Annotated in this window: 10 protein-coding genes; all 10 read left to right on the top strand. The window is 41.9% G+C overall.

The features are described 5' to 3' along the window. Window positions 1–94 precede the first annotated feature (94 nt). The 10 genes from iscR (at window position 95) to nagP (ending at window position 11,774) form a co-directional block, all read left to right on the top strand. Window positions 95–586 (top strand): Fe-S cluster assembly transcriptional regulator IscR, encoded by a 492-nt coding sequence (gene iscR, locus H5232_RS20475; RefSeq protein WP_145236527.1) that lies wholly within the window; start codon window positions 95–97, stop codon window positions 584–586. A gap of 23 nt (window positions 587–609) precedes the next feature. Next, window positions 610–1,827, top strand: coding sequence for an IscS subfamily cysteine desulfurase (locus tag H5232_RS20470; protein ID WP_149980538.1), 1,218 nt, complete (start codon window positions 610–612; stop codon window positions 1,825–1,827). A 40-nt stretch (window positions 1,828–1,867) separates the two neighbouring features. Further along, window positions 1,868–2,251: a Fe-S cluster assembly scaffold IscU gene (iscU, locus tag H5232_RS20465; RefSeq protein WP_145236533.1), complete on the top strand. Its 384-nt coding sequence runs from the start codon at window positions 1,868–1,870 to the stop codon at window positions 2,249–2,251. Between the two features lie 10 nt (window positions 2,252–2,261). After that, complete coding sequence (gene iscA / locus H5232_RS20460) at window positions 2,262–2,585, top strand: iron-sulfur cluster assembly protein IscA (RefSeq protein ID WP_145236536.1); 324 nt, start codon at window positions 2,262–2,264, stop codon at window positions 2,583–2,585. Between the two features lie 92 nt (window positions 2,586–2,677). Further along, window positions 2,678–3,205 (top strand): co-chaperone HscB, encoded by a 528-nt coding sequence (gene hscB / locus H5232_RS20455; RefSeq protein ID WP_182719621.1) that lies wholly within the window; start codon window positions 2,678–2,680, stop codon window positions 3,203–3,205. A gap of 51 nt (window positions 3,206–3,256) precedes the next feature. Continuing rightward, window positions 3,257–5,119: a Fe-S protein assembly chaperone HscA gene (gene hscA / locus H5232_RS20450; protein WP_145236544.1), complete on the top strand. Its 1,863-nt coding sequence runs from the start codon at window positions 3,257–3,259 to the stop codon at window positions 5,117–5,119. 11 nt (window positions 5,120–5,130) lie between these two features. Then, window positions 5,131–5,469 (top strand): ISC system 2Fe-2S type ferredoxin, encoded by a 339-nt coding sequence (gene fdx, locus H5232_RS20445; protein WP_145236547.1) that lies wholly within the window; start codon window positions 5,131–5,133, stop codon window positions 5,467–5,469. Between the two features lie 435 nt (window positions 5,470–5,904). Beyond that, a complete protein-coding gene (locus tag H5232_RS20440) occupies window positions 5,905–7,332 on the top strand; it encodes an NAD-dependent succinate-semialdehyde dehydrogenase (protein ID WP_182740888.1) in 1,428 nt (475 codons plus the stop codon). A 242-nt stretch (window positions 7,333–7,574) separates the two neighbouring features. Then, window positions 7,575–10,223 (top strand): family 20 glycosylhydrolase, encoded by a 2,649-nt coding sequence (locus tag H5232_RS20435; protein ID WP_182740923.1) that lies wholly within the window; start codon window positions 7,575–7,577, stop codon window positions 10,221–10,223. 255 nt (window positions 10,224–10,478) lie between these two features. Beyond that, a complete protein-coding gene (gene nagP / locus H5232_RS20430) occupies window positions 10,479–11,774 on the top strand; it encodes an N-acetylglucosamine MFS transporter NagP (protein ID WP_182831417.1) in 1,296 nt (431 codons plus the stop codon). Window positions 11,775–11,861: the final 87 nt, after the last annotated feature.

Raw genomic sequence — 11,861 nt, 5'->3', positions numbered from 1 at the left:
ACCTAGAACCTAGAACCTAGAACCTAGACTTTATTTAATACTTGACTATTTTACTCTGGTAATTAAAATTTGCACTCTTTAGTGCGGGGGCTCCATGAAGTTAACATCAAAAGGCAGGTATGCCGTCACAGCGATGCTGGATGTTGCGCTACATACAAATGTAGGGCCAGTTCCCCTTGCTGATATTTCAGAACGACAAGAAATTTCTTTGTCGTATCTAGAGCAGTTATTTGCCCGGTTACGTAAAAGTGGTTTAGTCAGCTCAGTGCGTGGACCTGGTGGTGGTTATTTACTCGGTCGAGAAACGCATGCAATTTCGGTTGGTGATGTGATCAACGCCGTTGATGAATCAATAGATGCAACCCGATGCCATGGTGCAACGGGCGGCTGTCAAAGCGGTATGCGGTGTTTAACTCACACCTTATGGTCTGATCTAAGTACCAGAATAGAAGACTTTTTAAACGGTATTACCCTTGCTGAATTGGTGGAAAAGTCAGATGTGAAGGAAGTTTCATCTCGCCAAGATAACAGCGTTAATAATGCACTCAAGCAATTGGAAAATATTCAAGTAAGCTGCCAACTATAAGTTGGCGTCCAGCGGAGAAAGAAATGAAGTTACCGATTTATTTAGATTACGCAGCAACCACGCCAGTTGACGAGCGTGTAGCAAAAGAAATGATGCAATGCCTAACAATGGATGGCAATTTTGGTAACCCTGCATCACGTTCACACCGTTTTGGTTGGCAAGCTGAAGAAGCGATTGATCAAGCTCGTACTGATATCGCAGATTTAATTAACGCAGACCCACGTGAAATCGTTTTCACTTCGGGTGCGACAGAATCAAACAACCTTGCAATTAAAGGCGCAGCACAGTTTTATAAAAAGAAAGGTAAGCACGTTATTACCGCTAAAACTGAGCATAAAGCAGTGATCGACACCTGTCGTGAGCTAGAGCGTCAAGGGTTTGAAGTAACCTATATGGACGTTGAAGAAAACGGCCTACTTGATTTACAAAAATTAGCCGACACAATGCGCGATGACACAGTGTTAGTGAGCATTATGCATGTAAACAACGAGCTAGGTGTAATTCAAGATATCGCGACTATTGGCGAAATGTGTCGCGAACGTAAAATCATGTTCCACGTTGATGCTGCACAAAGTGCCGGTAAAGTTTTAATCGACGTGCAACAGCTTAAAGTTGATTTTATGTCTTTCTCAGCGCACAAAGTATATGGCCCGAAAGGTATCGGTGCATTGTATGTTCGCCGTAAACCGCGTGCTCGTTTAGAAGCACAAATGCATGGTGGTGGTCATGAGCGTGGAATGCGCTCTGGTACGCTAGCGACTCACCAGTTGGTTGGTATGGGTGCTGCATTTAGAATTGCCAAACAAGATTTCGAAAAAGATCATGCTCACATCAGCGCGCTTCGTAAGCGTTTAATTGATGGCATTATGGCTGATATGGATGAAGTGTACTTTAACGGTACGCCGGACCAATCAGTACCAGGAATAATTAACATCAGCTTTAACTTTGTTGAAGGTGAGTCGTTATTGATGGCTGTTAAAGATATTGCTGTATCATCAGGTTCTGCCTGTACTTCAGCAAGTTTAGAGCCTTCTTATGTATTACGTGCGCTTGGCCGCAACGATGAATTAGCACACAGCTCAATTCGTTTTAGTATTGGTCGTTTTACCACCGAAGAAGAGATTGATTATACCGTCAATTTAATGAAAAACTCTATCGGTCGCTTACGTGAGATGTCTCCTCTTTGGGAAATGCATCAAGAGGGTGTTGATTTAGATTCAGTTGAATGGGCTCATCATTAATTGACGAGCACATCCACTAGCAGGTAATGAGGATAGAATTATGGCGTATAGTGATAAAGTAATCGATCATGTTGAAAACCCACGTAACGTAGGTGTATTAGACAAAAATGATCCATCAGTAGCAACGGGTATGGTTGGCGCACCAGCATGTGGTGACGTAATGAAGCTGCAAATTAAAGTATCAGCTGCAGGCATAATTGAAGATGCTAAATTCAAAACATACGGTTGTGGTAGCGCAATTGCTTCATCGTCACTTGTAACAGAGTGGGTTAAAGGCAAGACATTAGATGAAGCTGCAATGATCAAAAACACTGATATCAGTGCTGAGCTTGAATTGCCTCCAGTGAAAATTCACTGTTCAATTTTAGCTGAAGATGCAATTCAAGCAGCAATTGCAGATTACAAAAGTAAACAAGCGAAGTAAGAGATAAATCATGGCAGTGACATTGACAGAAGCGGCAGTAAACCGCGTAGAATCATTTTTAGCAAATCGCGGAAAAGGCTTAGGCCTGCGCGTAGGCATTAAAACGACGGGCTGTTCAGGTCTTGCATATGTTCTTGAGTTTGTTGACGAGTTATCTGAAGGCGACGAAGTATTTGAATCTAAAGGGGTTAAAGTAATCGTCGACGCTAAAAGCTTAGTTTATATTGATGGCACCGAGCTTGATTACACTAAAGAAGGTTTGAACGAAGGGTTTAAATTTATTAACCCAAATCAAGCTGATGAGTGTGGTTGTGGCGAAAGTTTCACAGTATAAACAATAAAGTGATTGTACTCTTAAGCCCTGCACCTGTAGGGCTTTGTTCTATCTGAATTTTAAGCCAATAGATTGTTGGCATGGTTGGAATTATGCGCTATTTTGAATTGTTTGCGATACCCGTTGATTACAATGTAGATTTGGCAAAAGTAACTAAGAATTACCTCGAACTCCAGCGTGCCGTTCACCCAGATCGCCATGCCAATGCCAGCAGCCGTGATAAGTTATTAGCCGTACAAAATACCGCAGAAATTAATGATGCCTTACAAATTTTAAAGCATCCGGTAAAACGCGCAGAATACATGCTGAGTGAATTGGGTGTTGATATTCGTGCCGAGCAGCAAACACTACAAGATCCACTGTTTTTAATGCAGCAAATGGAATTACGTGAAGAGCTTGAAGAGCTAAGCACAAGCGATGATCCAGACACAGCGATTGCTCAGTTCGAGAAGCAAATAAAACAACTAGACACTCAATACAGTGCGCAACTTGCTGAGCAATTGGCAAGTAATGACGAGCAGCAATGGCAGTTAGCCGCTGATAGCATTCGAAAATTAAAGTTCGTGTATAAATTACGAGATGAATTAGAGCGTATTGAAGACAGTTTATTCGACGATTAATTATCTAACTTACTGCACCATTGGTAAGTCAAACAAGAGTTAAAGATCATTATGGCATTATTGCAGATTGCTGAGCCGGGGCAGAGCGCGGCACCACATGAACATAAGTTAGCAATTGGTATTGACCTTGGTACTACCAACTCACTTGTTGCGACAGTACAAAGTGGCGAAGCCCGTACATTAACCGATGTTAATGGCGCAGCCATGTTACCGTCTGTTGTACGTTACGCCGCTGATGGTATAACAGTAGGCGAACTTGCCGCTCAAGCTGCAACACAAGATCCTGTGAATACTTTAATTTCAGTTAAACGTTTTTTAGGTAAAACTCAAGCTGAAATAGAGCAAAGCTACGGCCAATTACCGTATGATTTTTGTCAGCATGATGGCGCATTAGCGATTACCACCGCGGCTGGCAACATCAGCCCAATCACCGCATCAAGCGATATTTTAAAAGCATTAAAGCAACGCGCCGAAGAAAGCTTTGCAGGGCAAGATATTTTAGGTGCCGTGATCACAGTACCTGCTTATTTTGATGATGCACAGCGCCAAAGCACCAAAGATGCCGCAGAGCTTGCTGGTATTAATGTACTGCGTTTATTAAACGAGCCAACTGCAGCCGCAGTTGCTTATGGCTTGGATTCAGGCCAAGAAGGCATTATCGCAGTTTATGATTTAGGCGGCGGTACCTTTGATATTTCAATCTTGCGTTTAAACCAAGGTGTATTTGAAGTACTGGCAACCGGTGGTGATTCAAGCCTAGGTGGCGATGATTTTGACTCATTATTAGTGGATCATTTTAAACGTGAAACCGGTGTGATGACGCTATCTCCATCAGTATTACGCTTATTTATTAATAAAGCTAAAGCTTGTAAAGAAGCACTAAGCCAATATGCTAAAGTGAATGTTGGTCTTGAGTTTGATGATGAAAAATACACGGTTGAAGTCACTCGCGAAAAGTTTGAAGAACTAGCCATGGTGCTGGTGAAAAAAACACTCCGTTCGTGTCGCCGTGCAGTTAAAGATGCTGGCATTACAAATGACGAAGTACTGCAAGTAGTTATGGTCGGCGGTTCAACCCGTATGCCAATCGTACGCAACCAAGTCGCTGAATTTTTTAATAAAGAGCCGCTTACCTCTATTGATCCGGACCGTGTCGTTGCACTTGGTGCAGCATTACAAGCGGATGTGTTAGTGGGCAACAAACCTGATTCAGACATGTTGTTACTTGATGTATTACCACTGTCGCTTGGCCTTGAGACTATGGGCGGCTTAGTGGAAAAGATTATTCCGCGTAATACCACTATACCTGTAGCACGAGCACAAGAGTTTACCACTTTTAAAGATGGTCAAACTGCAATGTCTCTGCATGTATTGCAAGGTGAACGAGAGCTAGTTGATGATTGCCGTTCATTGGCTAAATTTAGCTTAAAAGGTATTCCACCAATGGCAGCCGGTGCGGCGCATATTCGTGTGACCTTTAAAGTCGATGCCGATGGCTTACTTAGCGTATCTGCAATGGAAAAATCAACTGGCGTACAAGCTGAAATCCAGGTTAAACCATCGTTTGGTTTGTCAGATGACCAAGTAGCTAATATGCTTAAAGAGTCGATGACTAATGCCAAAGATGATATGCAAGCGCGTATGCTCAAAGAGCAACAAGTTGAAGCATTGCGTGTTATCGAAGCACTTTATGCATCATTAGCAACAGACAGTGCTTTACTTGCTGAACATGAATTAACTAACTTGAACGCTGAAATAGCGAAGCTAGTTACAGTTCGTGAGACAGCTACCGAGCCAAATCAAATAAAAGCAGCCATTGAGAAAGTTGATAACGCCAGCAGTAAATTTGCTGAGTTAAGAATGGATGCATCGATCAAAAAAGCACTGCAAGGGCAGTCAGTAGACAACGTTTAAAAGAGGTTAGAATGCCACAAATTATTTTTCTTCCCCATCCGGAATTATGTCCTGACGGCGCTGCAATTGATGCACCAAGTGGTGAAACAGTTCTTAATGTTGCACTTAAAAACGGTATCAGTATTCCACATGCTTGTGAAAAGTCATGTGCGTGTACCACTTGTCATTTAGTTATTCGTGAAGGTTTTGACTCACTTGATGAAAGCGACGAGCTTGAAGACGACATGCTAGATAAAGCATGGGGTTTAGAGCCTGAATCACGCCTAGGTTGCCAAGCAATAATCCGTGATGAAGACTTAATAGTTGAAATACCGAAGTACAATCTCAATATCGTTAATGAAGAGCATTGATTTAAAGCGCAGCTATAAGTTGTAAGCCTTAAGCTTTAAAGAAAACACCGCGCTCAATTTGAACGCGGTGTTTTTGTTTATAAAGGTGGAAAATTGCGCGAGGTAAACTTGCGCCTACGGGTTTGGCATCAATGTTTGAATTTGCGTAGGAGCCTGCTTTAGCCGCGAAAGATTTAAGTGATTTATTCACAAAGAGGTTAAGAGAGTGCTGTGCTTTAGAGATAAGTGAAGGGTATGTCTTCTCATTTACGCTCACGCGGCTACGGGTTTGGCATCAATGTTTGAATTTGCGTAGGCGCGGCTTTATGCCGCGCGGTTGTATTGAGATGTTAGATTTTAGGTGGAGCTAGTCTTTGCCTTTAACCTCGTACCTTTCACTTATCAGTGGTGAACATAACATTGGCTATATGCCGTAATAATTGCTTTGGAGGTTTTATGAATAATCTACTATTTAACGACTCTTTCATTAACGGTGGGTTTTACTCCACTGAAAAACACTTTAGTGTTGATGATCCCGCTACACAGCAAAGCATCATCATGGTAAGTGATATCGATGATGATGGGGTTCATAAAGCCATCAACGCCGCTCACGGCGCATTTATTAAACTCAAAGCCACCAATGCCACAACGCGTAGTAATGTATTAATGCGTTGGTTTGAACTGGTTATGCAGCATAAACAAACCCTTGCTGAATTAATGACTAAAGAGCAAGGTAAACCATTAAAAGAAGCCCTTGGTGAAGTTGAATATGGGGCTGGGTTTATTAAGTGGTTCGCAGAGCAAGCCAAACGTAGCTATGGTGATGTGATCCCCGCCACTGATGACAATCATCGTTTAACTAGTTTTAAACAGCCTATTGGCGTGGTTGCAGGCATAACTCCTTGGAATTTTCCAATTGCTATGGTTACCCGTAAAGTTGCACCAGCCTATGCCGCTGGGTGTAGCTTTGTACTAAAACCTTCGGAACATACACCTTTATGTGCTTTAGCATTAGCTTATTTGGCTGACCAAGCCGGTTTTGAAAAAGGCGCTTTTAATGTATTGCTCTCTGAAAACGCTAAAATGGTGGGTGAGTTACTAACTGAATCTGAACTTGTTCGTAAGTTCACTTTTACCGGTTCAACGGGCGTAGGTAAGCAATTACTTGCACAATGTGCCCCTACTATTAAGCGTACTTCAATGGAACTTGGTGGTAACGCGCCGTTTATTATTTTTGATAATGCCGATTTGGATGAAGCGGTAACGGGACTTATGGGGGCAAAATTTAGAAATGGCGGGCAAACTTGCGTCGCGGCTAACCGTATTTTTGTACAGCGTAGCGTGCTTGATCAAGTTGTTGATAAATTAGCTAAAAAAGTTACAGCACTGAAAGTCGGTAATGGGCTTGATGACGCAACAGATATAGGGCCGTTGATTTATCCTAAAGCTAAGCAAAAAGTACAAGAGTTGGTTGCAGATGCCAAAGCAAAAGGTGCGGTACAAATAGGTGATAATGTTGAGCTTGGTGGTAACTATCAAGCACCGCTTATTTTAAATGGGGTAACTGCGGAGATGGACATTTACCATCAAGAAGTTTTTGGCCCGGTGGTGAGTATCATTGTATTTGATGAAGAGCCTGAAGTTTTAGCACTGGCCAACGATGTGCCTTATGGTTTAGCTGCTTATTTTTATAGCCAAGATTTGAAACAAATATACCGAGTGAGCGAAGCGTTAGAGTACGGCATGGTAGGTATTAACGAAGGGTTAATATCAAACCCCGTGGCACCGTTCGGTGGGGTTAAGCAGTCAGGTCTTGGTCGCGAAGGTGGCCACCAAGGGCTCGACGAGTACCTCGAAGAAAAATATGTGTGTATGAAAATTTAGCTTTAGAGCGGTAAGCTATAAGTTTTAAGCTGTCCGAGTGCTTTTTAAGTGTTGACATAATAATTTGCAACGCTCAAATTTTTGGCTTACCGCTTACCGCTTACCGCTTATTCCCTATTCTTTCAATTAATGATAGCGCTGTCATTTTATCTTTTATATGATGGAGGTGAATAAATAATAATAAATAACAGATTACGTGGGGGGAAATGCGTAGTCTTAGGGTATACAACGAGGAGAGAGCAATGGATTTTAAAAAGCGAACTTTAGCAAGTTTGATCGCGATAATGCCATTAATGGCGCAGGCGCAGTTTTCGCAAAATGATGTGAATAACTTTGCCAAAGAAACCACCCTGACATTTGCTGTGGTTGATAACTTTCATAATAAAGCCGCTGGTTTTTTAGGGACAATTACACTAAACAACCAATCTGATGTTGCACTTCCTGCAGGTGAAAGTGACTGGCAGTTGTATATTCACTCAGTTCGTAAGATCAGTACTGAGCTAGTTGCGGGTTTAAATATTGAACACGTAAATGGCGATTTACACCGCATTACCCCAACTAAAAACTTTACAGGGTTAGCTTCAGGTAAAAGCTTAGTACTTGAGTTTGACGCTCAAGTTTGGGTGGTTGCTTATTCTGACTTTATGCCACGTGCTTTTTTTGTCTCTGGTGATAATAAACCGGCTATTTTTGCAAATACTGACAGTGAAGATATGACCCAGTTTGTTGCACCGTTTGAGCGTGAAAATCAACTGCGCCGTTATAACGAGCCAAAAGATTTAACGGTATTAGTCACCCCACAAGTGCGTTTTGAGCGTAATCAACAAACGACAAGTCAAGTATCGCAACAAGACGCATTAAAGCGGATCATTCCAAAGCCACAAAAAGTAGAGTTTAATCGCGGTACTGCAACACTTGATAGCAGCTGGCAGATCACTTTCCAAGGTCAGTTAAAGAACGAAGTCATGGTGTTTATGCAAGATTTGCAAGATGACTATGGCCTGACCTTAAAAGCCCAGCCAGATCACATCAAACTAGCAAAAGAAAAACTGATCAGCTTAAAAGTAAATCCACAGTTGGCCGGTGGTAAATCAGAAAGTTACACTCTTGAGATAGATGACGATCGTATTGAAATTGTTGGGAGTGATAATGCCGGTGTATTCTATGCCATGCAGAGCTTACTTAATCTACTCCCGGCAAATAGCCAAGGTATTGTAGACATTCCACAACTTGAGATTGAAGACAGCCCTCGTTATACCTGGCGTGGCATGCACTATGATAATGGCCGCAATTACCACGGCAAAGACGCTATGTTCAAATTAGTTGAGCAAATGGCGCGTTATAAAATGAATAAACTACATTGGCACTTTTCAGAAGATGAAGGTTGGCGCTTAGAAATTCCAGGATTACCAGAGCTAACTGATATTGGTGGTTATCGCTGTTTTGACCTTGAAGAAAAAGAATGTCTGTTAACACAGCTAGGAACCGGACCATTTAAATCGGGCTCAGGTAATGGTTACTTAACTCGTAGTGAGTTTGTTGAATTATTAAAGTTTGCTAAAGACCGCCATATTCAGATTATTCCAGAAATTGAAGGGCCGGGGCATGCTCGCGCATCAATTAAAGCAATGGAAGCACGTTATCATAAGCTTGCCGATGAGGCGCAACGAGTAGCCAAAAATAAGCTTGTTAATAAAAAGAATGCGGGGAAAGAGACTCAGCAGATAGATATCAGTGCTGCAACCCAGTATTTATTGAGTGATCCAAAAGACACCTCGGTTTATATGACGGTGCAAAACTACAAAGATAACTCGATGAACGTATGTATGGATTCAACCTACGCCTTTTTAGATAAGGTTACCTACGAATTACAACAAATGTACCGCGAAGCCGGTGTGCAATTGACTAACTTGCACTTTGGTGGTGATGAAGTAGGGGCCGGTTCATGGGTTGGCTCGCCAATATGCCAAGCAATGTTTGCCGATCCAAATAATGGTGTTGCCGGTGCCGCAGATCTTAAACCTTACTTTACACAACGTGTGGCCAAGTTACTTGAAAAACGCGGGATTTCGCCTGGCGCATGGGAAGATGGTTTAATGTATGACCAAACAAACCCATTTAAGCGCGACGAGTTTCCAAACAAAACCTTTACAGCAAACGTCTGGGACAATATTTGGGAGTGGGGTGTTGCAGACAGAGCTTATCGCCTTGCCAATGCTGGCTACCAAGTGATTCTATCGCATGGTACACACTTATACTTTGACCATCCTTATGAAGCTCACCCAGAAGAACGTGGGTATTATTGGGCAACTCGCTATACCGATACTAAAAAAGCATTTAATTATATGCCAGACGATGTGTATGCAAATGCAGATTACACCCGAACACGGGAGCCGATAGATAACCTTGAAGCTTTAGTTGGTCGTCCACTACCAAAATTAGAAAAGCCAGAAAACATCTTAGGTATGCAAGGACAAGTTTGGTCTGAAACTATTCGAACCGAAGATCAAGTATTGGCAATGATATTCCCGCGTATTCTGTCTGTCGCTGAGCGTGCATGGCATAAAGCACCATGGGAAGGCGAGCAGGTTGATCGTAAAAGCCAAGAAAAAGACTGGGCACAATTCTCTGCTGCAGTTGGTTTGAAAGAGCTTAATAAATTGGCCAATGCAGGCATAACTTTACATTTGCCGGTACCCGGTGGCGTGATTAACAATGGTCAGCTTGAGGTTAATACGCCATTTACATATTTAAATACCGAGTATAGTTTAGATAATGGCGCGAGTTGGCAGCAATATACAGCTCCGATCAGTGTTTCTGAACAGCAGTCTGTAGCATTACGTAGTAGCTTAGATAGCAAACTAAAAAGCAGAATTACTCATATAAATTAATATATTAGTAACTAATTACGTTTTGAAAGGGCCATAAAGGCCCTTTTTTGTGTCGTTGTAAAATAAATTGTTACTAGTAATATGGCTGTAATTAACGTAAAGTTTTATGGCAGCGCTGTCATTTTTGTTTCGACATTGTCATTTAAATGTCGCCAAGGTGTTATAAAATACAGCAACGCTAATCGTCGATTTAAGTTTTTTGAACTTAATTGCAATAAATAATTATAACGATAGCTCGCAATAAGAAGAAGTTTTATGGAAGCCACAGTGTCAAAAATAAATAAACAAAGTAATTTTATACCCATGGCCATTGTTGCCACTTTATTTTTTATCCTAGGTTTTGCAACCTGGTTAAATGGTTCACTAATGCCATACTTAAAACAAGTATTACAGCTGAGTCCATTTCAAGCCTCACTGATTTTATTCTCGTTTTATATAGCGGTGACGTTTACTGCTGTACCGTCGGCGATGATCATTCGTAAAGTCGGTTATAAAAATGGCATGGCACTCGGTATGGCAACCATGATGGTGGCAGGTTTATTATTTATTCCAGCTGCAAAAACTCAAGTATTTGTGCTGTTTTTATTTGCGCAGTTGGTTATGGGGGCAGGGCAAACCTTGTTGCAAACTGCAGTTAACCCGTATGTTGTTCGGATTGGGCCTGAGGAATCGGCCGCAGCACGTGTCAGCATCATGGGGATATTGAATAAAGGCGCTGGCGTAATTGCGCCAATCGTATTTACAGCGTTAATTCTAAGCGATTTTACTGGCCTTGTTGGTAAAGATTTATCACAAGCTGAAATTGATTCAATGGCAAATAGTTTAATTTATCCTTATTTAGGGTTAGCGCTATTTATTGGTGCATTGGCATTTGCAGTGACAAAAATGCCATTACCAGAGCTTATTGATGATGAGGAGCAAGGTGCTAAAGGACAAGTAAAAGAAGCACTTTCTCACCCAAGCCTAGCATTAGGTGTGGTTGCATTATTCGTTTATGTAGCCGTGGAGGTGATTGCAGGCGATACCATTGGTACTTTTGCATTGTCGCTAGGTATTGAAAAATATAGTGTCATGACCTCTTATACAATGAGCTGCATGGTGTTAGGTTATATAGTTGGTATTGTGCTTATTCCGCGTGTTATTTCGCAGCAAGCAGCGCTAAGTGTGTCTGCAATTTTAGGCTGTGTATTAACACTTGCCGTGGTATTTAGCGATACTAGTTCAGTTGTGATCGCAACAGCGCTTGGTTTAGAAGTGCAATTACCAGATACACTATTGATGATAGCTGTGTTAGGATTTGCTAATGCTATTGTATGGCCTGCGGTATGGCCGTTAGCGTTGTCTGGGTTAGGTAAATTAGCCAGTGTTGGTTCTGGCCTGCTTGTAATGGGCATCGCCGGTGGGGCATTTGGTCCTCTATTTTGGGGTCTAGCAAGTGGTGGTGTGGATTCTGCCGCGGCCCAGCAGGGCGCTTATATCGTAATGTTACCTTGTTATTTATTCATTCTTTTCTATGCTGTAAAAGGGCACAAGATGAAAAGCTGGAAATAAGATTAAAGTTGAAAGGTTCAAGGTAAAAGTTTAGCTTTGTAGAACCTAGAACCTAGAACCTAGAACCTAGAACCTAGAACCTAGAAC

Origin of the sequence: Pseudoalteromonas sp. SG41-5, from assembly GCF_014164495.1 — a bacterium.
In the GTDB taxonomy this organism is placed as follows: Bacteria; Pseudomonadota; Gammaproteobacteria; order Enterobacterales; family Alteromonadaceae; genus Pseudoalteromonas; species Pseudoalteromonas rhizosphaerae.
This window is presented reverse-complemented; position numbering and strand designations above follow the sequence as displayed.